The 25,919-nt window shown below is 62.1% G+C and carries 28 protein-coding genes; 24 read left to right on the top strand and 4 right to left on the bottom strand.

What is annotated here, in order from left to right; all coding sequences use genetic code 11:
* Window positions 1-3: 3 nt before the first annotated feature.
* Window positions 4-1,563: a class I SAM-dependent methyltransferase gene (locus tag M0D67_RS02580; RefSeq protein WP_171925438.1), complete on the bottom strand. Its 1,560-nt coding sequence runs from the start codon at window positions 1,561-1,563 to the stop codon at window positions 4-6.
* A gap of 299 nt (window positions 1,564-1,862) precedes the next feature.
* On the opposite strand from M0D67_RS02580, the gene M0D67_RS02575 reads away from it, so the two are divergent.
* The 8 genes from M0D67_RS02575 to M0D67_RS02540 all read left to right on the top strand — a co-directional run bounded on the left by M0D67_RS02575 (window position 1,863) and on the right by M0D67_RS02540 (window position 8,167).
* Window positions 1,863-2,849 (top strand): class I SAM-dependent methyltransferase, encoded by a 987-nt coding sequence (locus M0D67_RS02575; RefSeq protein WP_308112550.1) that lies wholly within the window; start codon window positions 1,863-1,865, stop codon window positions 2,847-2,849.
* 89 nt (window positions 2,850-2,938) lie between these two features.
* The gene (locus M0D67_RS02570) at window positions 2,939-3,340 is read left to right on the top strand and encodes a MarR family winged helix-turn-helix transcriptional regulator (RefSeq protein ID WP_171925440.1); all 402 of its coding nucleotides are present in this window, start codon (window positions 2,939-2,941) and stop codon (window positions 3,338-3,340) included.
* 295 nt (window positions 3,341-3,635) lie between these two features.
* Window positions 3,636-5,309: an FAD-dependent oxidoreductase gene (locus M0D67_RS02565; protein ID WP_171925441.1), complete on the top strand. Its 1,674-nt coding sequence runs from the start codon at window positions 3,636-3,638 to the stop codon at window positions 5,307-5,309.
* A gap of 120 nt (window positions 5,310-5,429) precedes the next feature.
* On the top strand, window positions 5,430-5,699 hold the full coding sequence (locus M0D67_RS02560; RefSeq protein WP_266237132.1) for a hypothetical protein: 270 nt from the start codon (window positions 5,430-5,432) through the stop codon (window positions 5,697-5,699).
* 324 nt (window positions 5,700-6,023) lie between these two features.
* Window positions 6,024-6,221 (top strand): hypothetical protein, encoded by a 198-nt coding sequence (locus M0D67_RS02555; protein WP_199203055.1) that lies wholly within the window; start codon window positions 6,024-6,026, stop codon window positions 6,219-6,221.
* A 153-nt stretch (window positions 6,222-6,374) separates the two neighbouring features.
* Complete coding sequence (locus M0D67_RS02550) at window positions 6,375-6,683, top strand: hypothetical protein (RefSeq protein ID WP_154562664.1); 309 nt, start codon at window positions 6,375-6,377, stop codon at window positions 6,681-6,683.
* Between the two features lie 248 nt (window positions 6,684-6,931).
* Window positions 6,932-7,576 (top strand): hypothetical protein, encoded by a 645-nt coding sequence (locus M0D67_RS02545; protein ID WP_266237128.1) that lies wholly within the window; start codon window positions 6,932-6,934, stop codon window positions 7,574-7,576.
* 87 nt (window positions 7,577-7,663) lie between these two features.
* A complete protein-coding gene (locus tag M0D67_RS02540; RefSeq protein ID WP_171925445.1) occupies window positions 7,664-8,167 on the top strand; it encodes a M48 family metallopeptidase in 504 nt (167 codons plus the stop codon).
* 77 nt (window positions 8,168-8,244) lie between these two features.
* Here M0D67_RS02540 and M0D67_RS02535 read toward each other — a convergent pair whose 3' ends face one another.
* Window positions 8,245-10,578: an FdhF/YdeP family oxidoreductase gene (locus tag M0D67_RS02535; RefSeq protein WP_171925446.1), complete on the bottom strand. Its 2,334-nt coding sequence runs from the start codon at window positions 10,576-10,578 to the stop codon at window positions 8,245-8,247.
* Window positions 10,579-10,747: 169 nt separating this feature from the next.
* Between M0D67_RS02535 and M0D67_RS02530 the strand changes: the two genes are divergently transcribed.
* The 4 genes from M0D67_RS02530 to M0D67_RS02515 all read left to right on the top strand — a co-directional run bounded on the left by M0D67_RS02530 (window position 10,748) and on the right by M0D67_RS02515 (window position 14,411).
* The gene (locus M0D67_RS02530) at window positions 10,748-12,181 is read left to right on the top strand and encodes a PLP-dependent aminotransferase family protein (RefSeq protein WP_154562670.1); all 1,434 of its coding nucleotides are present in this window, start codon (window positions 10,748-10,750) and stop codon (window positions 12,179-12,181) included.
* Between the two features lie 32 nt (window positions 12,182-12,213).
* The gene (locus M0D67_RS02525; protein ID WP_154562672.1) at window positions 12,214-12,522 is read left to right on the top strand and encodes a helix-turn-helix domain-containing protein; all 309 of its coding nucleotides are present in this window, start codon (window positions 12,214-12,216) and stop codon (window positions 12,520-12,522) included.
* 159 nt (window positions 12,523-12,681) lie between these two features.
* Window positions 12,682-13,812 carry a BMP family ABC transporter substrate-binding protein gene (locus tag M0D67_RS02520; protein ID WP_171925447.1) on the top strand — a complete coding sequence of 377 codons (1,131 nt, stop codon included), beginning with the start codon at window positions 12,682-12,684 and terminating at the stop codon, window positions 13,810-13,812.
* A 50-nt stretch (window positions 13,813-13,862) separates the two neighbouring features.
* On the top strand, window positions 13,863-14,411 hold the full coding sequence (locus M0D67_RS02515) for a nucleoside deaminase (protein ID WP_171925448.1): 549 nt from the start codon (window positions 13,863-13,865) through the stop codon (window positions 14,409-14,411).
* A 2-nt stretch (window positions 14,412-14,413) separates the two neighbouring features.
* Here the strand turns inward: M0D67_RS02515 and M0D67_RS02510 are convergent, their stop codons facing one another.
* Entirely contained in the window at window positions 14,414-14,968 is a 555-nt protein-coding gene (locus M0D67_RS02510; RefSeq protein WP_171925449.1) for a lysozyme inhibitor LprI family protein, read from the bottom strand.
* 331 nt (window positions 14,969-15,299) lie between these two features.
* Between M0D67_RS02510 and M0D67_RS02505 the strand changes: the two genes are divergently transcribed.
* A complete protein-coding gene (locus tag M0D67_RS02505) occupies window positions 15,300-16,313 on the top strand; it encodes an SH3 domain-containing protein (RefSeq protein ID WP_266237123.1) in 1,014 nt (337 codons plus the stop codon).
* Window positions 16,314-16,351: 38 nt separating this feature from the next.
* Here M0D67_RS02505 and M0D67_RS02500 read toward each other — a convergent pair whose 3' ends face one another.
* The gene (locus M0D67_RS02500) at window positions 16,352-17,215 is read right to left on the bottom strand and encodes a LysR family transcriptional regulator (protein ID WP_171925451.1); all 864 of its coding nucleotides are present in this window, start codon (window positions 17,213-17,215) and stop codon (window positions 16,352-16,354) included.
* 95 nt (window positions 17,216-17,310) lie between these two features.
* Between M0D67_RS02500 and M0D67_RS02495 the strand changes: the two genes are divergently transcribed.
* The 11 genes from M0D67_RS02495 (at window position 17,311) to M0D67_RS02445 (ending at window position 25,893) form a co-directional block, all read left to right on the top strand.
* Window positions 17,311-17,877 carry a DUF4865 family protein gene (locus M0D67_RS02495; RefSeq protein WP_266237120.1) on the top strand — a complete coding sequence of 189 codons (567 nt, stop codon included), beginning with the start codon at window positions 17,311-17,313 and terminating at the stop codon, window positions 17,875-17,877.
* 56 nt (window positions 17,878-17,933) lie between these two features.
* Window positions 17,934-18,080, top strand: coding sequence for a hypothetical protein (locus M0D67_RS02490; RefSeq protein WP_266237117.1), 147 nt, complete (start codon window positions 17,934-17,936; stop codon window positions 18,078-18,080).
* 111 nt (window positions 18,081-18,191) lie between these two features.
* On the top strand, window positions 18,192-20,501 hold the full coding sequence (locus M0D67_RS02485) for a bifunctional diguanylate cyclase/phosphodiesterase (RefSeq protein ID WP_171925454.1): 2,310 nt from the start codon (window positions 18,192-18,194) through the stop codon (window positions 20,499-20,501).
* A gap of 232 nt (window positions 20,502-20,733) precedes the next feature.
* Window positions 20,734-20,922, top strand: a complete 189-nt coding sequence (locus M0D67_RS02480; RefSeq protein WP_054043350.1) for a hypothetical protein — start codon at window positions 20,734-20,736, stop codon at window positions 20,920-20,922.
* A 184-nt stretch (window positions 20,923-21,106) separates the two neighbouring features.
* Entirely contained in the window at window positions 21,107-22,507 is a 1,401-nt protein-coding gene (locus M0D67_RS02475) for an FAD-containing oxidoreductase (RefSeq protein ID WP_266237115.1), read from the top strand.
* A gap of 89 nt (window positions 22,508-22,596) precedes the next feature.
* Window positions 22,597-22,944: a cupin domain-containing protein gene (locus M0D67_RS02470; RefSeq protein WP_171925456.1), complete on the top strand. Its 348-nt coding sequence runs from the start codon at window positions 22,597-22,599 to the stop codon at window positions 22,942-22,944.
* Between the two features lie 81 nt (window positions 22,945-23,025).
* Window positions 23,026-23,343: a hypothetical protein gene (locus tag M0D67_RS02465; RefSeq protein WP_154562686.1), complete on the top strand. Its 318-nt coding sequence runs from the start codon at window positions 23,026-23,028 to the stop codon at window positions 23,341-23,343.
* Between the two features lie 84 nt (window positions 23,344-23,427).
* Complete coding sequence (locus M0D67_RS02460) at window positions 23,428-23,814, top strand: DUF488 domain-containing protein (RefSeq protein WP_154562688.1); 387 nt, start codon at window positions 23,428-23,430, stop codon at window positions 23,812-23,814.
* A 178-nt stretch (window positions 23,815-23,992) separates the two neighbouring features.
* Window positions 23,993-24,568: a TMEM175 family protein gene (locus M0D67_RS02455; RefSeq protein WP_154562690.1), complete on the top strand. Its 576-nt coding sequence runs from the start codon at window positions 23,993-23,995 to the stop codon at window positions 24,566-24,568.
* Between the two features lie 2 nt (window positions 24,569-24,570).
* Window positions 24,571-25,380, top strand: a complete 810-nt coding sequence (locus M0D67_RS02450) for a hypothetical protein (RefSeq protein WP_171925457.1) — start codon at window positions 24,571-24,573, stop codon at window positions 25,378-25,380.
* Between the two features lie 24 nt (window positions 25,381-25,404).
* Entirely contained in the window at window positions 25,405-25,893 is a 489-nt protein-coding gene (locus tag M0D67_RS02445; RefSeq protein ID WP_154562692.1) for a metallophosphoesterase family protein, read from the top strand.
* Window positions 25,894-25,919: the final 26 nt, after the last annotated feature.

Here is a 25,919-nt window from a genome sequence, read left to right as displayed (position 1 = left end):
TCCTCAAGCGATTCCCAGTGCCTGCAATATGGGTAGATGTATTTCAGCAAAGCGATTCGCTTTCGCAATCAGATCGTCGCGGGTGTTCAGCGGGCTAACGGAAACGCCCTCCGTGACGTGAACTGGCGTGGGACTCGTACGCAAAGCAGCTTCGGCGAATTCGGCCCACTGTGTGGGTTCCCTTAAATGACGTCGCCTTGCCAACAGGAAGAGCTGTGGCACACGGGGAATCAAAACACCCGATCCGGACACGGGACTGACCAGAAATTGTACGTCCCCATGCTGGAGCGCCTGCTCGCAAATGGCGGCGTTCAGCCTGTCCGACGACGGACGAGCCAGATTAATGTGCGCCTCGTCCTGTACATTCAGCAACACGCCGGCCCCCACTAACAATGTTACGGCCTTGACAATGAAGGAGAGCGTAATTCCGCGTCCGCGGACGCTGGTTTCGATATCGGAGAGACGTGCGGGGTGATGGCTGGCAAGCGCGTCGAGAATCGGACCATATGAGCTTTCCGGTAGCGTCGCTTCTCCCAGCGCTCCGCGCACCTTCAGCAAGACCGAAGCCCTCGGCAGCGCCAGCATGACGCGATGCGCGCGCAGCGCCGTCTGCTGCGCCTCCTCACCGAGTGTTCGGCTCCCTTTGACCCAGTAATCTCGCCGCATCGACCGGTTGATGCAAAAGTCTCGTACGGTCTCCCGTAAAGCGGTATCCGGAATGCCCACCAACAAGGCGCGTTGAGCTGGGTTGAGATTGATCTCGTCGACGTGATCGCGATAGTCCGCAGAACAGCCATAGGTCAAACCGCTCGCGGCAAGCGATGATGTGACCTGCGAGAAAGTCATGGGCTGCCAGTCACGATTGAAATATTCATGCGCGAGGTAGTGCGTGTTCTCGTTGCACAATGCGTCGACACGTTCAGCCAGCTGCGGGTTGACCACTGCGTAGCCGGGTTGCGTCGCAACCACGGTCTTTACGAAGTCTAACGCCGCTGCAATGTGCGTCTGGACTTGCGTTTCGGCGGGCACGCCGCCGTGGGCATTCAACCTCGCGCTCGCCTGGAAATGACAGTTCATCAATTCGCGCACGGGCAACATCGTGGCCCACCCGGGCTGGGTGTTATAGCTCATATACACGACGCCGCCGTCATTGAGTTTGCGTCGTATGAAATCGGCAATGAGCGCACGGTTTTCGTCGGAAATCCAGCTCCAGATACCGTGCATGCCAATGAAATCAAATTTCGGCAATTCGTCTCGCCTACAAAATTCTGCGAAGCTTTCAGCGAACAAGCTTGCCTGCGATCCGGCGCACTGTGTCAATTGCCGTGCAAAGCTCGCATGAGACGGGTTGAAGTCGGTACCGAACCATCTTGTAGCTGACCCGGCTGCGTGGATATTCACGCTGACGCCGTGGCCGAATCCCAGTTCGCAGGCGGTACGCAGGGCCGGAGGGGCGAATCCAGACTGTAGCAACGGAAGTCTAAGGCGCAGCGGATCCAGTTCGTCGCAATAGCCGTACGTGTACGCAATACCATCAATGCCGCCGGCTTCCCACTCACTCACGTTCTAGCTCTCGTTTTCTTGAAGGATCGCCGTGCTGGAGCGGCGACTTCCCAACCCACTTTCAGCGGAGGCCGGGCGATACGGTCAACGTCAGCGGGCGCGGATCGCCTCGCCGTCGGGTCGACGTGATGCGAAGCCTCTCATAGCGCGGACCTCTTTGTCTATCCACAGTCCGACGCCAGACATTCCTGCGTGGTTTCCCGCTCTGATAGCAAGTCCCTCAGGTTCTCATAAGGTAACGTCCCTTACATTCATTCGCCGACGGCGATGCCGCCCAACTGCTGGTCGGCTGATCCGGGATGAGGTTCGAGTCTTTGGTCATTCGACACACCTCGTTATCCAATCGACATTCGTCCTTCGACATGAATAGCTCCGACTCCCAGCCCCAATCCGATGTGTGGTCCGATTGGCTGTTACATATCCGGCACGGAGATGATCCAGGGCACGAACGAGCCCTCCATGTCGAACTCAAACACCATGTGGACCGCGTTCTCGACGGCGCGAGGCTTACCCCTGGCATGACGCTCGCCGACATCGGTACCGGAGATGGGCTGATCGGTTTAAGCGCGATCGACCGCATAGGCCCATCGCTGCGCGTGCTTATGACGGATATTTCGGCACCTCTGCTTCGTCACACTGAAGCACTCGCAGTTCAGCGGAACATCCAGGATCAGTGCGTCTTCATCCAATGCTCCGCCGAATCGCTCGATGGCATTGAGGCTGGCACTGTCGATGCAGTCACGACACGGGCCGTTCTCGCGTATGTCCCGGACAAGATGGCCGCCCTGCGGGAATTTCATCGGATTCTCAGGCCCGGTGGCCGGCTGTCGATCGCCGAACCGATTATGCGCGACGATGCAATCGAGGCAAGCTCGCTGCGGAAAATCGTTGAAGGTCTGCCCGAGAAAGCAGGGGACAACTTCTTCCACCTGCTGCATCGCTGGAAATCCGCTCAGTTTCCCGATACTGACGAAAAAATTTCTGCGAATCCGATTGCCAACTACGGCGAACGCGATCTGGTCCGCTTCGCTTTAGATGCGGGGTTCGCGGATATTCATATGGAGTTTCACATTGATGTACGTCCCGCCGCGGTCACCTCCTGGGACGTGCTGCTTGGCAGCTCGCCGCACCCTTGGGCTCCGCGGCTCGGCGACATTCTCGCGACGCAGTTCACAGTGGACGAACGACTATTCTTCGAACAGATCCTCCGCCCGCAAGTTGAAGGTCGCCGATTGGTCACGGCCGAGCGCACCGCTTACCTTACCGCGCTAAAGTCTCTTCGCTGACGCACATAGCCGCTTCGATCACATGCGGTCCCCGTACCAAGTTGTACTCCGCTCGATTTCCGGAAATTCTGTAAACCCTTGAGTCGACGATGTTAAGCGGCGACGTGACCTTCGCGCGTGTCATCTCTCTGTTCCATCTCCATCACCACGATTCGCAGACCATTGCTGAACTGGCCGAGGCAACTGGCCTGAGTCATGCTGCGGCCAGTCGTATGGTCGACGGACTGTATCGGGAAGGCGTGGTGGATCGTCGGGAGGCGGCCGAGGATCGCAGGCAGAAGTGTGTTGAATTGACACCTGCTGGCTTGAAAAAAATCGAGGCCATGCGCCAGGTAACAACCGAGGCCTATGCCGAGATGATGGCGCAAGTGCCAAAGGAACTACGTATCAGGCTCGACGAGATCCTGATGGAGCTCGAGCCGTACGTGATCCCTTCCGAACCAGAGCGGGGAGGCCGTCCGCGTAAACCCCGGTCGCGTCGCCAAAGCTGAGAAGGACGCGGCAACAATCGAATCGGCTGCAACGCTGGCCCGTTAGACCGCAGACACATAACGATTCACGAAGCGGCAGGGACCAGCCGCTTCAAGGCTTTTCGAATAGGCGCGCTGCCATTACCATCCAGCGTGCGGGCGAGCCACCGCGTCTCGCGCACTTTACTGCGACCGAAATTCAGGTACACAATCAGCACGGATATTGCAGTTCGCAGTCTCCAGTCCTTTTGATTATTCGTGCCCTCAAGGTGCTCACCCGGGTCACAATCCGTGCCCACTCATTTGGAATCTCTCCATGAGCGATAAATCGTCGGGCGGAGTTGGAGAATTGGTGTCAGGCGGCAGCCGCCACCACCAGATTTTTCCAACGCTGAATGAAAGACAGTTTGCACTATTGGAGAGGTACGGTGAGCGACGCAGGCTGAACACGGGCGATGTGCTGTTCTCCGAAGGCGACCGGCACATTCCCATGTTCGCCATCGTCTCAGGGACTATCGAGGCGACGAGAGGCTCAGGAGACGGTCTCCATGTGCTGGGCAGGCACGGTCCAGGCAGCTTCACAGGTGAGGTCGGAACGCTTGCCGGCCGCGCCGCGGTGGCCACGGCGCGCGCCACCAGTGATTGCGAAGTCATCGTTATCGACGAGGAATCGCTGCGCGCGCTCGTCATCGCGGAAGCTGAATTAAGCGAAACAATCATGCGCGCGTTCATCCTGCGCCGGGTCGCTTTTATTCAGGACCAGAGCGGGGGTATTCTGGTCATTGGCAGTTCGGCGTCCGCGGCCACGTTCCGTCTTCGGCATTTTCTGAGCCGCAACGGTCAGCCATCGGCCTACTTCGATATCGTCGAGCATCAGGAAGCGCAGGCGCTTCTCGAACGCAATGGCGCGACAGAAGCTGATATACCAGTGGTCATCACGCTACAAGGTCACGTTCTGAAGTGCCCGACCCACCGCGCCGTGGCCGATGCAATCGGTCTCAGTCCCGACAAGCTGAATGGCGAGCGGTTCGATGTGGTCGTGGTGGGCGCCGGCCCGGCAGGTCTTGCGGCCGCGGTGTACGCGGCCTCCGAAGGCTTGAAGGTCGCGGTCCTCGACACCAAGGCGCCGGGTGGCCAGGCGGGTACCAGTTCAAAGATAGAAAATTACTTCGGGTTTCCAACGGGCATCTCGGGTCAAGCGCTTGCCGGCCGCGGCCTGTCGCAATGCCGCAAGTTCGGTGCCGAGGTCGGCGTACCCATTGAAGCGCTCGGCATCGATTGCCAGGACGCACCGCCTTTTCACATTCGGCTCAATTACGACGAGCACGTATATGCCAGCGCCGTCGTCATTGCTACTGGCGCGCGTTATCGGAAACCGCCGCTGGACCGCCTGGAGAATTTCGAGGGGCGCGGCGTTTACTACAGCGCAACGTTCATGGAAGCCGCGTTTTGTGCCAACGAAGAATTGATTATCGTTGGTGGCGGAAATTCAGCCGGCCAGGCAGCGGTTTTTCTCGCGGGATTTGCGCGGCATGTTCACATCGTGATTCGCGGTGACGGACTCAATGCGAGCATGTCGAATTATCTGATCCGACGGATCGATGCGGCGTCCAACATTACCGTTCATCAGCGGACCCAAGTCGTGGAGCTGTACGGCGAGGAGCGGCTTGAATCGGTCAAATGGGACCGGCAAGGGGAGATCGAACAAAAACCGATCCGGCACGTCTTCCTGTTTCTCGGTGCGCAGCCCAGTACCGGCTGGCTCGGCGATTGTGTTGCGCTGGACAAGAACGGCTTCGTGCTCACCGGCACCGATGCACTTAAGGCGTGTCCGCCGGATCGTCCGCCTCGATTTCTGGAGACGAGCCGGCAAGGCATCTTTGCAGTTGGTGACGTTCGCAGTGGTTCGGTGAAGAGGGTCGCGGCTGCTGTCGGAGAGGGCGCCGCTGTCCTTCAGTCGCTGCATGAATATTTGGCCCTGTATGAGTGAAGTCTGACTGCGAGTGTCAACAAAATAGCGGCGTTGGGACGCATGCCGTGCTCGCCAGCGAGATCCGTGTCGTCAGGTATGACATGCTACGATTCCTCGAAGATCACGATGGAGGTAGCTATGTGGGACAAGATCGAACACAGCGGATATGAAGTCTGGGTCCTTCCGATCCTTGCATACGGTCCACCGGCCCCAACCATCTTGTGGCACTACTCGGCGTACATCTGTCGCCACGGTTCCGATGCCCACCTCGCCGGGCAGAGCATTCGCTTCCAGGAACTTGTCGCCACGTTCGGCAGCGAAGAAGCGGCCCGCGAGGCTGGGTATGTAGAAGGAAAGCGGCGTGTCGACCTGATGGTCGAAGGCGGCTCGGTCGTCAGCAACGGCTGATCACTGCTCTAGTTGTTCAAAATGCAACTCTGGATTCAACCATGCGCACGATGCGCTGATCTCTACGGGCAGTCGGCTACTGCGGCTCCGCATGACGACCTGACGCCTAACGGCGTCGGCACCGTGAAGGATACGCGAGCAGAAGAGCACTACACGTGCGTGCGGTGCGGCGGCGTGTTTGCACGCATTCTCGCAGGTGCGCCCACGCGACAGATCTGGATGCTCCTGAACGCGGGGCAGCACTGATTATCTTGCGCCAGAGGGTCGGCTTGCGGATAGTATCCTTCATACGAGGATTCCTCGAAGATACCGACGGAGGCCGCTATGTGGACCTGTCGAAACTGCAATGTCTCGTTCGACTTCGATCGCGTCGAGCCGGAACTGGATGAACAAGGATTCTTTTTCCTCTGTCCCGCCTGTGACTACCGCAACAAGCTGGTGGATACAGGTCCAGACGCGACCGGGCGCCCGAAGCTTGTCCAGAGCGACGACGGGGTCTCGCGTCAAGATCAGTCTGACTGAAGACAACGCTGCCGAACACCTTCCGCGGGGAATTGCGCTCGAGGCGCGCCGCGTCGCCGTCGCAGACGATCCGGCGAGGAAATTGGCTGGTGAACCAGAAAAAGAAGCAGCGCATAATAGTGAAATTCCTTTGGCAGAATGATGGAGGCAGATATGGCCACGTTTGCTATAGACGCCATTCGCATCAATCCGACGAACGACAGGATTACCCATGTGCGTTGGGCTCCCGTCGACCCGGCGACGCGTGATTGGTTGTCCCCCACGTCGATTGTCGAGGTGGCCGAAGTCGTGGCCACGATCCGTCGGGGGAATGCTGTTTGGTCCCTTTTTACGCTCGGCGGCATACGGTTTCTGGGGCCAAAAATCGTGTCTGTCGCTCACACCGACGGCCATGACGGGATTGACACTGATGTCCCTGGCGAGCATGTCGAAAAATGTATTGACGACCTGCCGCACGTTTGACCGCCCACACTCGGTCAGGCGGACCTTGGCGTAGCGGTGCTGTCGCTGCGCACGGTCACGGTGTCCTCGAAAATCATTCGCAAAGACCGCAAATTGACGTGCAAGGCGGCGCGCCTTCCTGCTTGCCCTCGTGGCGAAACATATCGAACTGGCGGCCGCCGCGGCCCGGATAATTGCGCCGTTGCGAAGAACGTTGCCATGTTTAATGTAAATTGGTCGTTCTTGAGAGCGCCTTTCAGCGAGACACCATGAAAAACGGAAAACCAAAACTAACGCGTCGTGATGCAGACGGTCTTTTCCCCGACCTGCAGCAAAGCGGCGCCCATCTCGCTAGCCGGCCTGATAACCCGTTCGGAGAAAAAGTTTCCAGAACAACCGATCGACGTGATCGTGGCGAGGCAAAGCTTTGGAAAGACAACCTCGTTACCTTGCCTGCAGCGATCGAATTGCCTCCGGGGTACGAGTCGGTGTCGCACGTGCGCGATGCGATGGAGCGGGCCTGGCGTATGAAATGGGTCCGGGAAAGCGGCAATGAGGTCGTCGCGGAATTTCCTGAAGGCTGGGCGGCCATTCGGCCGGCCAGCGGCGCAGTGGAGTTAAAGGACGCAACCGGCGTGGTCCGGGCCGTGTACGGCTGGGCAGGGGATGCTGAAGTGAGACTCCTGCCACGGTATCGGGTCGAAACGCAGGAGAACAGTTCGAGCGGTCTTGGCAGTTTGCTTGTCCGTGATCGCGAGAACGGACAGATTCTCGAGAGGTCGTCGACATGGTCTGCGCAGACCGGGACCAACCACCCCGATTGGACCCGGCTGTCGGCGTGGCTCGACAAGCAGTATCCGCTTCACCGGGATCCGCTGCGGTTGTGGACGGACTGCGAAGACAATCGCGGTTGAATTCGACCCAACGAAAATCCGCGTCCCGCTGTCTCCGCCGCGAGGCATGCAACTCCCGTGCCGTCGCCATTCGCAAAGAACACCATCATGCAACACCTGAAATACCTGACAGGCTACCCAGCCGGGCTACAGGAAAAAGTCAAAAAACTGATAGCCGACGAACAACTAGGCCCTTACCTCGCGAAGCGGTACCCCGACACGCACCAAGTGCAAACAGACCGGGCCCTGTACGAGTACTGCGCGGAGCTCAAGCGCGAACACCTTCGCAACGGCACGCAAATCGACAAAGTCACCTACGATAGCAAGCTCGACGTCGTGCGCCACGCACTCGGCCTGCATACGAGCATCTCGCGTGTGCAGGGCGGCAAACTGAAGGCAAAAAAAGAAATCCGCATCGCCTCGCTATTCAGGGACGCCGCGCCGGAGTTCCTGAAAATGATCGTCGTGCACGAACTCGCTCACTTGAAAGAAAGCGACCACAACAAGGCGTTCTACCGCCTCTGCGAGTTCATGCAACCGGGCTACCACCAGATTGAATTCGATCTGCGCTTGTATCTCACGCACCGCGATCTGAAGAAGGCTCAGACCTGAGCGTTAAGCCTCGAGCTTCGGGATTCACTGATGATCAGAATCCCGCGAAACTCGCAAACGATGGCAACGGTCAGCGGTCAAGCGGCAACCGCTTCGGCTGCTTCAACCGTCTCAACCGCCGACGCCGTCAACAACACCGGAATCGACTTCGAAGTCGGCGTCCCCGCGCCATCGGCAACCGAAGAGAGCGGTACCAGCGGATTCGTCTCCGGATAGTAAGCGCCAAGACACCCGCGCGGAATGTCGTATTCCACCAGCAGGAACCCGGCCGCGTGACGCTCGATCCCATCGGCCCACACGCTCTTGATATCCACACGCTGGCCCGCAACGAAACCCAGCATCGCGAGATCGTCCTTGTTGGCGAACAGCACGCGCCGCTGCCCATATACGCCGCGATAACGGTCGTCGAGGCCGTAAATCGTCGTGTTGTACTGGTCGTGTGAACGCGTCGTCATCAGGGTCATCAGACGCTCGCCATGCTCGGCGCGCGCCTGATGAATCGGCGTGTCGACGTCAATCGCATGCACGAGGAACTGCGCCTTGCCGCTTGGCGTCTTCCAGATCCGCTCGCGCGACGCCACACCCAGGTGAAAACCGCCCGGGTTCTTGAGGCGCTCGTTGTAGTTCTGGAAGCCGTCGATCACCTGCGCAATGCCGTCGCGAATCAACGCGTAGTCTGCTGCCTGCGCGAGCCAATCGACCTTGCTGCTGCCGAGCGTGGCGTGCGCCATGCGCGCGACGATTGCAATCTCCGACAACAGATTCTCCGAGGCCGGCTTGTTCATGCCGTACGAGATGTGCACCATGCTCATCGAATCCTCGACGCTCACGCCTTGCGCCACACCATTCTGCAGATCGATTTCGGTGCGTCCGAGCGTCGGCAGAATCAGCGCGTCGCGGCCATGTATGAGGTGGCTGCGGTTCAGTTTGGTCGTGATGTGGACGGTCAGTTCGCACGAGCGCATCGCTTCCCATGTGCGCGGCGTGTCCGGCGTCGCGATCGAGAAGTTGCCGCCGAGGCCGATAAACACCTTCACCTTGCCGTCGAGCATCGCCTGGATCGTGTTGACGACGTCGAGACCATGCTCACGCGGCGGTTCGAAATCGTAGACTTCGCCGAGCCGATCGAGAAACGCCTGAGTCGGCCGTTCTTCGATGCCGACCGTGCGGTCGCCCTGCACATTCGAGTGTCCGCGCACCGGGCACAAGCCCGCGCCGCGGCGGCCGATATTGCCGCGCATCATCATCAGGTTCGACAGGATCTGCACCGTCGGCACGGAGTTCTTGTGCTGCGTGAGGCCCATGCCCCACGTCGAAATCACTGCACGGCCCTTCACGTAGATGTCGGCAAGCTTCAGTACGTCTTCAAACGGCACACCCGATTCGGCGACGATCGTGTCCCAGCTTTCGGCACGCAAATCGTCGGCGAACGCATCGAAGCCGACCGTGTGTTCGGCGATGAACGCGACGTCGAGCACGCGTTCCAGACCCGAGGCCAACGCTTCGTCGTCGAGTTCGATCACGCGTTTGGCAACGCCCTTGATCAAGGCGAAATCGCCGCCCACCTTTGGGCGGATGAATACGGAGCTGATCTTCGTGCTGCCCATCGTGATCATTTCCACCGGATGCTGCGGGCTGGCAAAGCGTTCGAGGCCTCGTTCCTTCAGCGGATTGATCGACACGATGGTCGCGCCGCGCTTCGCGCATTCACGCAGTTCGCCGAGCATGCGCGGATGGTTGGTCGCCGGATTCTGGCCGAAGATCAGCAGCGTATCGGCGTGTTCGAAGTCGTCGAGCGTGACTGTGCCTTTGCCGATGCCGACCGTGTGCGGCAAGCCGCGGCTGGTGGCTTCGTGGCACATGTTCGAGCAATCGGGGAAATTGTTGGTGCCGTACATGCGCACGAACAACTGGTACAGGAAGGCGGCTTCGTTGCTGGCGCGCCCCGACGTGTAGAAGGCGGCGCTGTCCGGATCGTCGAGGCGTTTCAGGTGGTCGGCAATGAGGTCGAATGCTTCGTCCCAGCCGATCGGCACGTAACGGTCGCGCACGGCGTCATAGACGAGCGGGTCGGTCAGGCGGCCATGTTGTTCCAACTCGAAATCCGACTGCGCCATCAGTTCTTCGACCGTATGTTCCTCGAAGAACGCCGGCGTCACGCGCTTGCTGGTCGCCTCGGCCGCCACAGCCTTGACGCCGTTTTCGCAGAACTCGAAGGTCGACGCATGCTCGCGGTCCGGCCACGCGCAACCCGGGCAGTCGAAGCCGTCCGGCTGATTCTGCTTGAGCAGCATGCGGTAGTCGCCGCCCGTCACCTTTTCCTTGAGGAGGTTGATGGCGACGTATTTGAGCGCGCCCCAGCCAGCGGCGGGGTGGGTATACGGTTCGATGCGAGCTTCAGGTTTCTTCATGATCTTGCCGCCGGAGGTGGCTTGGACGAGGCTTTATGCCGATGCATGAAAGCCTACTGTGTTCCAAAAACGGCGCAGCATACAGAAAATCGGAAAGGAGAGGGGTACAGTTGGTGGAAATTTGTCATAGACTGGCGTTCCCGCCCATGTTTTTGTTCGAGCCTGGTCCTTGAAACTGTACGAAAAACTCGCCGACGAAATGACCGAAGCCGTACGCCGCGGCGTCTTCGCGGCGGGCGAGCGGATTCCGTCGGTGCGGCAGGCGAGCCAGCAGCACGGCGTCAGCATCAAGACCGTGTTGCACGCATACGCGTTGCTGGAAAGCCGGGGGATTGTCGAAACCAGGCCGCAGTCGGGCTATTTCGTGCGCGATGCGGTGGCGACGGCGGCCGCGCTCGACGAGCCGCGTCTGAACCGCCAGCCGGCAACCCAGGCGCTGCCGGTGGCCGCTGAGGTCGACGTAAGCCGCCTCGTGCTGTCGACCCTGCGCAGCATCCGCGCGCATGATGCCGTTCCGCTCGGCTCACCGTATCCCGATCCGTCGCTGTTTCCGTGGCGGCGCATCAACCAGTACGCAAATGCGATCGCCCGGCGTCACGCGAGCTGGAATCTGATCGACGACCTGCCGCCCGGCAATCCCGAGCTGATCCGGCAGATCGCGCGGCGCTATGCCGAGAATGGCGTGCCGGTCGATCCCGACGAAATCATCATCACGCTCGGCGCGACGGAGGCGATCAACCTCAGCTTGCAGGCGGTCGCCAAGCCGGGCGACACGGTCGCCGTCGAGTCGCCGACTTACTACGCGATGCTGCACGCCATCGAGCGTCTCGGCATGCGCGCCATCGAAGTGGCGACGCATCCGGTCCACGGCATCGACATCGAGGCATTGGCCCAGGTCATCGCGCGGCAGAAGATCGCCGCGTGCATGGTGATGCCGAACTTCCAGAATCCGCTCGGTTTCCAGATGCCGGACGCGCGCAAGCAGCAACTGGTCGAACTGCTCGCCGCGCACGAGATTCCTGCCATCGAGAACGATGTCTATCAGGAGTTGTACTTCGGCGAGGCGCGTCCATCGACGCTGAAGAACTACGACACCAAAGGGCTGGTGCTGCATTGCGCGTCGTTTTCGAAGAGCCTCACCGCTTCGTACCGGATCGGCTGGGCGATGCCGGGGCGCTACCGCGCACAGGTCGAGAAGCTGAAGTTTCTCAACACGCTGACCACGCCTTCGGTGCCGCAAGTCGCCGTCGCCGATTACCTGAAGCAGGACGGCTACGACCGGCATCTGCGGCACGTGCGCAAGATCTACCGGCAACAGGCGAGCATCATGATGGCGATGGTGCAGCGGTTTTTTCCGGCGGGCACGCGCATGTCGGCGCCGCAAGGCGGGTACGTGCTGTGGGTGGAGTTGCCAGAACGGGTCGATTCGATGCGGCTCTATCAGGCGGCGCTCGCGCGCAGCATCACGATCGGGCCAGGCATGATGTTTTCGATGCGCGACGATTTTCGCCACTTCATCCGGCTCAATTACAGCTATCCGTGGACGGCGCAGACCGAGGCGGCATTGAAGACGCTGGGTGAACTGGTGGCGCAGATGGCCTGATCGGCCTTGAGAAAAGCGAGGAGACATTCACGATGGAAGACGAGGAACTCGATCCGGTACTGGTAGCCGTGCTGGCGCAGTTGTGGCGCGCGCATTTGGAGACGCCTGGCGGCGCGTGGTCGCTCGCCAAGCTTTCTAAACAGGCGGATGTGCCGATGAGCGGCTTACGACGGCAGTTAACGGCGCTGGTCGACGGCGGCCTGGTGGACACCACGTTCAACGAGGAAGGCACGGGAACGGCGCGCCTGAGCGAGATCGGGCAGGGCTTGTGCGCGGATTTGTTCGGTGAGGGCGATTCGCCCGGCGAAGAGCAGGCGGACCCGCCGCCGCGCGTTCACTGAGGTTTTTGCCACCAAAATACAGATTTCGTTATGGGCGAGATAACGAGAAATAATTTTTCCGCGGAAATTGACCTTCGAATATGACCCCCTATGCTGGAGCCTTGCCCGGGACAGTCCCGGCACTTTGGCAGGCACCTGGAAATCATCTTCGGAGAATTCATGAAAGCAAAGCTGGCGCGAGTGCTGCATCACTCATTGCGCATCAAAACCGTCCGGACCGTTCTTGCCGCAGCGTTCGGCGCGTCCCTCGCGCTCGGTGCCGGAGCGGCAGCCGCCGCGACTGCGCAGCCGCTCGGCATCGCCTTCGTCTACCTCGGTAATCCGGGCGACGCCGGCTGGACCTACGCGCACGAGCAGGGCGTGAAAGAGGTCGAGGCGAAATTCGGCGACAAGATCAAAGTGACGCGCGTCGAGAACGTGCCGGAGTCGGCGGATTCGGAGCGCGTGTTTCGCGATCTGGCGTCCAAGGGCAACAAGATCGTGGTCGGCTCGAGTTTCGGCTTCCAGGATTTCGAGCTGAAGGTCGCCAAGGACTTCCCGGACGCCGTGTTCGAACATGCGACCGGCTACAAGAAGGCCGCCAACTTCGCCACCTATGACGTGCGGACCTACCAGAGCGCCTACCTGGCCGGACTGGTCGCCGGCTATACGACGAAGTCCAACACGCTCGGCTTTGTCGGCTCGGTGCCAGTGCCGGAGGTGGTGCGCAACATCAACGCATTCACGATGGGTGCGCGCTCGGTCAATCCGAATGCACGCGTGAAGGTCGTGTGGATCAATAGCTGGTTCGACCCGGGCCTCGAAAAGCAGGCCGCCGAAACGCTGATCGGCCAGGGCGCCGACGTGCTGATCCAGAACACCGATTCGACGGCGACGATGCAGACAGCCGAGCAGAGGAAAGTGCATGCATTCGGCTGGGACTCCGATATGAAGAAGTTCGGGCCGAACGCGCAGTTGGGCGCGTGCGTGAGCAACTGGGGCGTGTACTACACGCATCTGGTGCAGCAGGTGATGGCGGGTTCGTGGAATAACTCGCCCGTGTGGTGGGGGCTGAAAGAGAAGGCGATCGATCTGGCCAACATCAACACGGATGCGGTGTCGCCGACGGCGCAAAAGGCGTTGAGCCAGAAGCGTGACGACATCATCTCCGGCAAGTTCAATCCGTTTGCCGGACCGATCGCGGATCAGTCCGGTGTGGTGAAGGTCGCCGCGGGCAAGTCGTTGAGCGATGCGGAGCTGCTGCGTTTGAACTGGTTCGTGCAAGGCGTCGACGGTTCGCTGCCGAAGTAAGGCATTGATTGGCTTGCCTAACTATTATTAAAAACTAAAGGAGATCGCCCGTGAGTCTTACCGTCCTGACCGATGCCGGCGCCGCTGGAGTGGCGCCGGCCTATCCGCCGCAGGGTTTAACGCCGACGCACGAGCAGGTCGTGCGGCATCTGCGGCATTCGAGCCGGGTAGCCGAACGGGCGACGCTGCTGGGACACCATCCGTTCGGCGCGGTGCTGGTCGGCCCGGATCAGGAGACCGTGTTGATGGAGCAGGGCAATGTCGATACGGTGAATCACGCCGAGTCGGTGCTGGCTCGCGTGGCGGCGTTGAACTTCACGCCGGAGTACTTGTGGAGTTGTACGCTGTACACGTCGGTCGAGCCTTGCTGCATGTGTGCCGGCACGATGTACTGGGCCAATATCGGTCGCGTCGTGTTTGGCATGACCGAGAAGCGCCTGCTGGAGGCGACCGGCGATCATTCCGAGAATCCGACCATGAGCGTGGATTGCCGGTATGTGTTCGATCACTGCCAGAAGCCCGTCGAGGTGATCGGCCCGGTGCCCGAGGTGGAGAGTGAGGTGATGGAGGTTCAGCGGCGGTTCTGGAGCGCCAGGTAGCGCTATTGCACTTCCGCCGGCGCGAGCATCGCCAGTCCGCAGAACCAGTCGCCGCCGTGCGGCTGATATTTCCACTTACCGTTGTTCTCCCTGATCACAGTGGAACACTGGTCGTTCACGACGATTCCGGGATCCGCCGCGGTGCATCGAAGCATCGCGGTTTCGGTTTGCTGTAGCGCGGGCATCACCGCCTTACGTTGAGTGTCGGGTTCGGCCGGACCATCCTGGGTTCCCGTTCGGATACTTTCGATCAGCCGCTGCAGTTCCTCGATCCGCGTCGCATACCACGTCCCCAGACACGCCGCATCGCGGCAATTCGCTTCCCGCCACGCCCACTTGCTGTCACTGTCAGTGAGGAAGGCGCGACGGTTGATGACCCGTCGCCGCGCTTTCCAGTACAGTTGGCCAAGCGTGTCATCGAGCTTCGAGAGCGCAGGGTCGTTGCAGATCATCCGTTCGGTGAGCGAGCGTCCCCTGGTGCAGTCGAAGCTGGTGGCGTGAGCGGGCAGATGCGTGAGCATCAGTGCGGCGACAAGGATTGGTCGGAAAATTTTCATGGTGCTCCCGGCGGTGCATGGGTTTTTCATGCAATGGATGATCGGCCGAGTCGCCGGAATGCAGATGCCCGAAAACAGCGTGAGTTCGGATGGGTGATTACCAAATCTTGCTTTGCACGGGGCGCACTGGAACGGCCAGGGCAAGTCCGTCGGCATTTGCCGGGTGGTTTCAGGCATGCGCATTGCAGGTGCGGATGAGTAGGCGCTATGGCCGCTACACCGCTTGAAGCGACGACCAGGCCCGACGCATTCACACGTGCGTGCAGGCAGGTACACATGCAAGCCGTAGCGGCACGCACGCAAACGCGGGACGTAAAAAACGGGAGATAAAATGAAACAACACCTCGTTCGATGCATGTATGTGGCGGCCAGCTTGCTGGCGCTGCCAGCAGTGGCGTCCGCACAGTCGCAGGCCTATACGAACAGCACGGTCAACGTGCGCGCCGGGCCGGCTTCGGATTATCCCGTTGTAACGCAGTTGCCGGGCGGTGTCCCGGTTAGCGTGATGGGTTGCATCAGCAACTACCAATGGTGTGACGTCGCCGCTCCGAACCTGCGTGGTTGGGTCTATGCGGCGCGACTCAGCTATCCCTATCAGGGCAGCAATGTGCCGGTGATGAGCTACGGCACAGTGATCGGCTTGCCGATCGTGACGTTCTCGATCGGTACCTACTGGGGCAATTACTATCGTGGCCGGCCGTGGTACGGCCAGCAATCCCGCTGGGCGCATCATCCACCGCCGCCACCTCCGAGCTCCGGTGCCGGACGGCCACCAGGAGGGCGTCCGCCCGGAGGTCCGCCGCCCGGGAATGCGGGTGGTCGGCCGCCAGGAGGCCGGCCACCGGATAATGCAGGCGGACGTCCACCGGGCGGGCAGCAGCCGGGCAATGGAGGTGGACGCCCACCAGGCGGGCAGCAGCCGGGCAATGGCGGCGGTCGTCCACCGGGCGGGCAGCAACCGGGTAATGGAGGTGGACGCCCACCAGGCGAGCAGCAACCGGGTAATGGAGGTGGACGCCCACCAGGCGAGCAGCAGCCGGGCAATGGCGGCGGTCGTCCACCGAGCGCGCAGCAGCCGGGTAATGGAGGTGGACGCCCACCAGGCGGCCAGCAGCCGGGCAATGAAGGCGGTCGTCCACCGGGCGGGCAGCAGCCGGGCAATGCAGGCGGTCGTCCGCCGGGTGGGCAGCAACCGGGCAATGCGGGCGGACACCCTCCGGGCGGGCAGCAACCGGGCAATGCAGGCGGCCGTCCGCAGGGAGGTCAGCAAGGCGGTGGAAATAACCGCCCTCAAGGTGGATCTCCACAGGATGGCGGGAGACCGCCAGGAAGTGGAAACAACTGAGCCAGGGTGGACCGGTCAATCCGCTCCGCCCATTCCCTTCAGTAGGCCGCGCTCAGAAACGCCGAACTGACCGCTCGCAAGGTTTCCTGCGAGCGCGGGTCGCTTAGCCGCGTATGCAGTACCACTTTCGAAGTCGGCAGCGTCGGCAAGCCGAGTTGCTCGCCGACCTCCACCGCTCCCGCCGGCGCCACGCGCTGCGCCAACGCGGCCACGGCGAGCCCTGCGCTGACGGCAGCGCCAACAGCCATCACGCCTCCGCCAACGAACACCTCGGTCCACCCAATCCCGGCCGCATCGAGCGCATCCGTGGCAATCGCGCGAATCCCGCATGGCGCGGCGAGCGTCGCCAGCTTCAGCGGCTGTCCCTCGCGATGCTGCCAGCCTGGCGCCGCGAACCAGCCGAGCCGCTCCTCAGCCAGCAGTTGCCCATCGCGGCGATCACCTTCCCGACGGCCAATCGCAGCGTCGACTTCACCCCGCTCGAACCATGCAAGTACGTCGCGTGACGCGGCAATGCGTACTTCGATGACGAGTAGCGGATCGTAAGCCGCGAGCCGCCCCAGCAGCACCGGCAAATTCGGCCCTGCCACGTGGTCGCTGATGCCGAGCTTGAGCCGGCGTTCCGGCGCGTCGGCGGTCCCCGCCAGCGCTCGCTCATGAGCGAGCAGCAATTGCCGGGCAGCGCCGATAAAGGCGTCACCGCGCGGCGAGAGTCTCACCGCGCGTGGTGTGCGCTCCAGCAAGCGGTAGCCCAGACGCGCTTCGAGCCGTTTGAGCTTGAGGCTCATCGCGGCTTGTGACGTATCCATGACTTCGGCGGCGCGCGTGAAGCTGCCGAGATCCGCGACCAGCACGAAAGCCTGGATCGCATCCAGATCGAGAGGACGGGTGAGGCTGCTCATATCAAAACTTTATCGCAGATATAAATCACCATATCTTGATGTAATGATTGTGCGGGCGCAAGCTCATCCTCAGTCGAAACCACAAGGACTTCGCCATGCTTGCCAAACAGTATTCGCACCGCCTGCCGTCCACCTACGACATGGGGATCATCCGCGAGCGCGCGACGCGGCGCGGCCCGCTGTGGGACGCAACCGAGGGGCTGGGATTCAAGGCTTTCGTCGTCCGTGAACGGGGCCGCTACGGCGCCACCGCGAACGTGTATTCCGCGGTGTATCTATGGCTCGACGTCGAGCAGACCGCCGACTTCTTCATGGGCTCGCGCTTTCAGAACGTGATCGACGACTTCGGCCGTCCCGAGGTTGAAACCTGGCTGCCGCTCGACGCCCGCAAGGGGCCGGCGCAACGGGCGCTTGCGTTGTATCGCGAGGAACAGCCGATCGGCGAGCAGGACAACCGCGCCGAGTTGCGCGCCGCATTGATCGAGCAGAACCGTCGCATCGCGGAGCAGGACGATACGGTCGCCGTGGTCTCCGCGCTCGATGTCGCCGACTGGAAGTTGATCCGTCTCACGCTGTCGTCGGCGGCGCCGGTCGCCACGGCGGGGCGCACGGTCTACGAGGTGCTCCACCTCGCGCGGCCGGGTGTCGCGAGCCTGAAGTGAGCGCCGGCGGCGCGTCCAACGGCAGAGCGGCTGAGACCGGTCCGGCAGCCGCGCTGGTGACCCCCGCACAACCGGTGCAGCGAGCGCCGCTCGATATCCGCGTGGCGCTGGCCGCGCATCTGGCAGGGCTGGCGCTGCCGATGGCCGCGATCGTCGGATTCACCGTGTTAATGGGGCAATCGCTTCATTGGCTGACCGGCTAGCCGGTCACACGTTTTGCGCGCCATGCTTCGCGATTAAAGTGCGCCGGCCTCGCGTAAACCCCGGTGCGCCGCGTACACTAACCTGCCGATGTGGGGTTAGGGGGCGCACAAATGACACGCGAAGCGACATCAGATTGCACGATGGGAGCAACGCCTGAGGGCACCCGCTACGGGCCGGACCGGGCCGAGGGGGTGCTGGCGTCGGAGCGTACGGTGTTGCGGCTGATTACCCGCAACACACCGCTGCCGGAATTGCTCGCTGAAGTATGCCGCCGCGCGGAAGCGCTGCTGGGCGATGGTGCGACCTGTTCGATCCTGCTACTGGACGCGGACGGCGTACGCGCACGCGTGGGCGGCGCGCCTTCGTTGCCGGCGCACTTTAGCGCCGCGATCGACGGCGTCCCGATCGGCCCGCGCGCCGGTTCCTGCGGCACCGCGATGTACGAGCGGCGCATGGTCGCCGTCGAAGATATCGAAACCGATCCGCTGTGGGCCGATTTCCGGCACCTCGCGTTGCCGCTCGGTTTGCGCGCGTGCTGGTCGGTGCCATTTGAAAACGATGCCGGCGCGGTGCTGGGTGCGTTCGCGGTCTATCACCGCACCTCGCGCCGGCCAAGCGCCGAAGAAGCGGCGATGCTCTACGACATCGGCCACAGTGTCGGTCTCGCCGTCCATCAGGACGCCATGGCGCAGCGCCTCGCGCACAGCGAGGAGCATCACCGGCTGGTTGTGAACCATCTGAACGAAGGCATCATCGTGCAGTCGCGCGAAGGCGTGGTGCTGGCCTGCAATCCGAGTGCGCAGCGCATTCTGCGCGCGAGCGCCGAGCTGGTCGGTCACGACATTCTGACGGTGATGGTGCGTGCGTATCACGAAGACGGTTCCATCGTTACCGAGGTCGATCGTCCGACCAGTCAGGTGCTGGCGACCGGCAAACCCACGCTCGGTGTCACGATCGGTCTGGAGCTGACGGACGGCGATGTCGTCTGGATTACTGAGAATGTCGTGCCGATCATCAAACCGGGCGACAGCGAACCCAGTTCGGTGCTGATCTCGTTCACCGACATCGGGCCGGTGCGCGAAGCGCAACGGCAGCTCAAGTTTCTGGCCACCCGCGATCCGCTCACGGGCCTTTACAACCGCGCCTACCTGGCCGAGCGGATGCGCGATCTGTTCACGCCGGGTGAGGTGGCAGGGATGGGCGAACTGGCGCGGGTCGCCGTGCTGTTCGTCGATCTGGACGGTTTCAAGAAGGTCAACGACACCGCCGGTCACGAAGCCGGTGATGCGCTTCTGTGCAGCGTGGCGGAGCGGCTGTCGGCATGTGTCGCGCGCGACGACACGCTCGCGCGCGTGGGCGGCGACGAATTCGTGATCGTGGTCAGCGCTTACGAAAACACGGGCCGGCTGATCGCGCTCGCCCAGCGCATTCTCGACACGATCGCGGTACCGTTCGCAGTGGCGGACAACGAGTACTACATGGGTGCGTCGATCGGCATCAGTCTGTTTCCCGAAGACGGTCAGGACGTGCCCACGTTGATGCGCAACGCCGACTCGGCGATGTACCACGCGAAACAATGCGGCCGCAACAATTTTCAGTTCTTCACCGCCGAGCTGAATCAGCATCTGCAACGCCGTTTCATGATCGAGCAGGCGTTGCGGCGCGCGCTCGCCACCGACGAACTCAGTCTCGTGTATCAGCCGATCGTCGACAGCCAGTGCGGCCGCACGATCGGCGCCGAGGCGCTGCTGCGCTGGTACAACAGCGAGCTGGGCAACGTTTCGCCGGTGGAATTCATTCCGGTGGCCGAAGACGCCGGCCTGATCGTCGAGATCGGATCCTGGGTGCTGGCGCGGGCCTGCGAGCAGGTCGCGCAGTGGCGGCGCACGCTGGCGCCGGATTTGATCGTCGCGGTGAATCTGTCGCCGCGCCAGTTCAAAGGCGGGCTGGTGGAGCGGATCGAGCGCTGTCTCGAGCAGTCCGGGCTCGAGCCGGCGGCGCTGGAGCTGGAGATTACCGAGCGGCTGTTGATGAGCGACAGCGACGCCGTTCTGCCGATGCTCACCGCGTTGAGCGCGATGGGCGTGCGGATTTCCGTCGACGATTTCGGCACCGGTTATTCGTCGCTGTCGTATCTGAAGCGGTTTCCGCTGCATAACCTGAAGATCGACCGTTCTTTCGTCGCGGGGTTGCCGGATCATCGCGATTCGATCGCGATCACGCAGGCGGTGGTGGCGATGGCCCATTCGCTCGGCATGAATGTCACTGCGGAAGGTGTCGAAACCGCCGAGCAGGCGGCGTTTTTGCGCGGAATCGCTTGCGACAAGCAGCAGGGGTATTTTTATAGCCGGCCTGTCGGGGCGAGCGCTTATGCACGTAGCTTGCATGACGCGCAGGTGGGGCTGGCCAGCGCTTTATAGCTGTCCTGACGTCTCCAGCCATGGCCGCAGGCGCCGCAATCCCACTTCGCCTGAGTGGCTAATAGAGCAATTGAACCCCACTGCCGCGGGGACCCAGATTCGATTGTTCAGATTCGCGAACAAGTGCCTTCGCGTTCCCGGTATTTATCCGCGGCCCCGGTCTCCCTAAAATTCTCCCATCGAATATACATTCCGCGTCGTGCCGAAACGGCCCAGCGCGATGGGAGCCGTTATGCCAGCCTTGATTCAAAACCAGCTTTATCGACCCGCGGTGATCCTGCCGATGGTCGCCCTCATGCAGGTGATGGTGTCGCAGGATTTCAACCTCGGCCAGGTCGGCTGGGTCGTGGCCGCGCGCGGCGCGCAGGCCGCGCTGCAACGTTCGCGCGAGTTGATCTGCGCTGTGCATTGCCACGCCTGAACACAACCGGGCGCAATTTCCATCAATCGGCGGCGCCGGCCCATCGGCGGCGCGAAAACAGATCGGCAGCCGGCGCGCGAACGTCACCGCGCGCAACAGAAGCAACGAGAAGGGGCGGTAACGGCAACGCGAGGCGCTAAGGGTAAGATGCTACGACCTGCACCCCAGCCTCGGGAGATCTGCCATGCCACAGCACTTCGACGCAGTCGTGATCGGTACGGGACAAGGCGGGACGCCGCTCGCTGTCCGTCTCGGTCAAAGCGGCCGTAAAACCGCGGTGATCGAACGCGGGGCCTTCGGCGGGACTTGCGTGAATGTCGGCTGCACACCCACCAAATCGTATGTAGCCAGCGCCCGTGGGGCGCATGTGGCGCGCCACGCCGCGGACCTCGGCGTGCAGGTGAGCGGGGCGGTCAGCGTCGATCTGGCAGCGGTCAAGGCGCGCAAGGACAGGATCATCGGCCAATCGCGCGACGGTGTCGAGAAATGGCTGCGCGGCACGGCTAACGTCACCGTCTTCACAGGCCACGCGCGCTTCACCGGCGCGCATACGCTCGCCATCAGCGGCCCGGACGGCTCGGTGCGCGACGAACTCAGCGCCGACGAAATCTTCATCAATACCGGTACGCGCGCCGTCGTGCCGCCGCTCAATGGGCTTGAGCGCGTTCGCTACTACACCAACTCCAACCTGCTCGAACTGACGGAATTGCCGGACCATCTGGCGATTGTCGGCGGCAGCTATATCGCGCTCGAATTCGCGCAGATTTTTCGCCGCTTCGGCAGCCGGGTGACGGTGCTGGTGCGCGGCGAACGCGTGCTGACGCGTGAGGATGCCGACTTCGCCGGCTCGGTCCAGAAGGTACTGGCGCGCGAAGGGATCGAGTTTGTGTTCGGCGTGCAGCCTTCGCGGGTCGAACCGCATCCGCATCACGAGAACGAGGTGTGCATCGGCTTTGAGCAGAACATTCCCGCGCTCGAAGCGTCGCACCTGCTGTTCGCCACCGGCCGTGAACCGAATACCGACGACCTCGGCCTCGATGTGGCCGGCATCGTGACGGACAAGCACGGCATGATTCCCGTCGACGGCCAGTTGCGCACCAACGTGCCGGGCGTCTGGGCGATCGGCGACATCAACGGACGCGGCGCCTTTACCCACACTTCCTACGATGATTTTCAGATCGTCGCCGCCAATCTGCTCGACGGCGGCGCGCGCAGCGTCGATACGCGGATCATGACGTATGCGGTGTTCGTCGACCCGCCGCTCGCGCGTGTCGGGCTTTCGGAGACCGACGTGCGCAAAGCCGGCCGCGAGGCGCTGATCGCCACCATGCCGATGACGCGGGTGGGCCGCGCCCGTGAACGCGGCGAGACCGACGGTTTCATGAAGGTGCTGGTCGACCCGCAAAGCAAGCAGATTCTTGGCGCGGCGATCCACGGCATCGAAGGTGATGAAGCGCTGCACACGTTCATCGACATCATGACGACCGGCGCGCAGTATCCGAGCTTGCAGTACGCCATGCACATTCATCCGACCATCAGCGAACTGGTGCCGACCTTGCTCGATGGCCTCAAGCCGATGAAATGAGCGATGCAGCCGGTGGCAAACCGGGGGCGAGCGCCCTCGACGAAAACGTGCAACGAACTCAGGTAGCGAGCATAGCCGGAGCACAAGCGATGAAACGCACGATCAGCAGCGGCAACCTCTTCGATCCCGGTGCGCCAGCGGGCCCTGACGAGCAAGTCGACGCGCTCGTGGAAGAGGCCGGTGTGAGCATCGAACGGATCGTCTCGCGGGGGCACGCAAGTCCGCCGGACTTCTGGTCCGACAGCCTGCGCGCCGAGTGGGTCGTGCTGCTGAGCGGCGCGGCGACGCTCGAATTCGAAGGCGAGCGTGAGCTGCATCCGATGAAGCCGGGTGACCACGTGCTGATCGACGCGCATTGCCGGCATCGGGTGGCATGGACGAGCGACACGGAGCCGAGCGTGTGGCTGGTGGTGTACTACCCTGGCGTTTGCCGCTGACCGATAGCTGAGATCACGTCGCCGTGACGGGACTGAACTCGGGGATTAAACTCGAACTGGCACGTATCCTGGAGCGAGATCATGAATGATGCTGACCCTAAAAGCACTTTTCGCGGTCTACCGTTGACCCCGGAACAGGACGCGGAAGTCAGACACTACATAAAAAAACAGAAGCAACAGGGCGCGGAGTGGGACACGCCGGAACTGGCGTCCATGCTTCGCGACATGCTGGAACCGCCGGGCGATGACGACGGAGAATTCGATCCCGACTTCGACGAAACGAAAGCCGCCGCGGAACGTGCGGCGGCCTCGATCGACGAGGCGATGGACCCGATCGAGGCGAGCGAAGAGCGGAACGCCGCGATGGAAATCGAGGCCATGAAGGGCTTGAGACGCTGAACCTGCATTGCAGAACCACTGACGAGCGGCGTTGATCGACTCGACGTGGGAAGGCCGCGAGTCCACCACGGATCAGGAAAAAACATGAGCATCAGCATCGTCCAGCTTGGGTCTCCGAGAGCGGCCGACGAAGGGCTGCGTATCGGTACCGTTCGGCGACCGCCGCGCGGCGTACCCCGGGCCGAATTCGCCACCCGCGACTATTACGATGTGTGGCTCCCCAATCTGTCGCCTGACGCGGAGTTGGTCAAAGAAGCCAAGGCGGTTACGAGCGATCGCGATTGGGCCGCGTTTGCGAAAAAATTCCGCGCGGAGATGAATGGCGGCGACGCCAGCAAGGTGTTGGACCTGCTGGCCGCCTTGTCGAAAACGACCAACTTTTCCGTCGGTTGCTACTGCGAGGACGAAAGCCGGTGCCATCGCAGCATTCTGCGTCAGTTGTTGGACGAGCGGGGTGCGCTGATAAGGTGAGGCGTGCATACGCCGCCGGCCGGCATTCGACAAGTCCCGTTGTCATCGCCGATAATCGGCGGCGTGCGGACCTGCCCGGGCAGTCCCGCATACTGCGGCTTCGGCGGGCAATTGCGGTGTGCCATGCCCGCAAGCACAGGTCTTCACAATCGCGACTACACAATCAGGAAACCGACCGATGGGCAAGGGACGCGTCGAAGCCTTCAGCGATGGCGTGATCGCCATCATCATCACGATCATGGTGCTCGAATTGAAGGTGCCGGACGGCTTCGATCTCGCCGCGCTGCGCCCCGTGATCCCCGTGTTCTGCGCCTACGTGTTGAGTTTCATCTACGTCGGCATCTACTGGAACAATCATCACCACCTGTTCCATACCGTGCAGAAGGTCAACGGCGCGGTGCTCTGGGCCAATCTCCATCTGTTGTTCTGGCTGTCGCTGCTGCCGGCCGTCACGCATTGGGTCGGCGAAAACCATCTCGCCGCCTGGCCGACTGCGATGTATGGCGCCGTGCTGTTCATGTCGGCGATTGCGTATTTCATTCTGACCCGCGTGCTGATCCGCGAGCACGGCACCGACTCGACGATCGCGAAGGCGGTCGGCAACGACTTCAAGGGCAAGGTCTCGGTCGTCATCTATCTGGCGGGCATGGGGCTGGCATTTGTTCAGCCGTGGCTCTCGGCTGCGCTCTACACGTTGGCCGCGGCGTGGTGGTTGATACCTGACCGGCGCATCGAACACCTGATGGAAGCGTAAGCATGTTGCTTGCGCTCAAGCTCGCGCTGGTGCCCGCGTTTCTCGCCGCGCTGACCGTGGCGGGGCGTGTGTGGGGGCCGTCGGTGGCGGGATGGCTAGCAGGGCTGCCGGTGGTGTCCGGCCCGATCGTGTTGCTGCTCGCGCTGGAGCGTGGGCCGGCGTTCGCGGCGCAGGCGTCGGCGGCGTCGATTGCGGCGATCGCCGCTTCCGAGGCGTTCAATTTTGCGTATGCGTGGACGTGCCGGCGTTCAGCATGGCCGCTTGCGCTCACGGTTGGGATGCTCGGGTGGGTTGGCGTGGCGATGTTGCTCACGCATTTGCCGGGTGGACTGATGTGGGCGGTGGCCGCGGGTTGTGTGGCCGTCGTCGTTTCGCAAAGCGGCTTGCCGCGCGTCACGGGCCATGTGCCGGCGACGCGTCTCGGGCTCGGCGATCTTGCGCTGCGCATGCTCGCCGGCGCGCTGCTGACTGTTGCGGTGACGACACTGTCGGCGTCGATGGGTGCGACGTGGAGCGGGCTGCTGTCGGTGTTTCCTTTGCTCGGGATCGTCCTCGCGGTGTCGGCCCAGCGCGCGCATGGCTCGGACTTCGTCGCATTGTTGATGCGCGGCATGGTGATCGGCCGCGGCTCGTTCGCGGCGTTCTTCGCCGTGACCGCGACGATGTTGCCGCACTACGGCGTGTGGTTCAGTTTTGCGTGTGCGGCGGCGGTGTCGATGGTGGTGCAGGGGGCGACCAGACGGTTGCTTCGCGCGAAGCGGCCAGTGCAGGTATTGACGCGTGAGCTTGCTGAACAGCAGTCGGCGGATTGAGGCCGTTTGGCCGATACTGACATCATGACTTCGCGCAGACAAAGCTCCCCCGTCACCCGGATCGGCTTGATCTCCGACACGCATAACCTCGTGCGTCCTGAAGCCCTGCAGTACCTCGCGGGCTGCGATGCGATCATCCACGCGGGCGATATCTGCAATCAGGCGGTGCTCGATGCGCTCGCGCAGATCGCGCCGGTCACCGCCGTGCGCGGCAATAACGATATCGACGAACCGGTTGCTTCGCTGCCGACACACGTCAAGCTGACCGTCCAACAGGTGACGATCCTAGTCGTGCATGACATCGCCGACGTGGGCGACGATCCGCGCAGCGCGGGCATCGACGTGGTCGTGACGGGGCACTCGCACAAGCCCGCGATCAGCGAGCGCGACGGGGTGCTGTTCGTCAATCCGGGCAGCGCAGGGCCAAGGCGTTTCAAGTTGCCGATTTCCGCCGGCATGCTGATCGTTGAAGGTGCGCACGCCAGCGCAACGTTCGATTCTCTGGTGACATAAAAAACGGGCCGGCAAACATCTGCCGG

Origin of the sequence: Paraburkholderia sp. SECH4, assembly GCF_030511745.1 — a bacterium.
GTDB classification, from domain to species: domain Bacteria; phylum Pseudomonadota; class Gammaproteobacteria; order Burkholderiales; family Burkholderiaceae; genus Paraburkholderia; species Paraburkholderia madseniana.
Note: the sequence above shows the minus strand (reverse complement) of the source record. Positions and strands in the feature narration are given on the sequence as shown.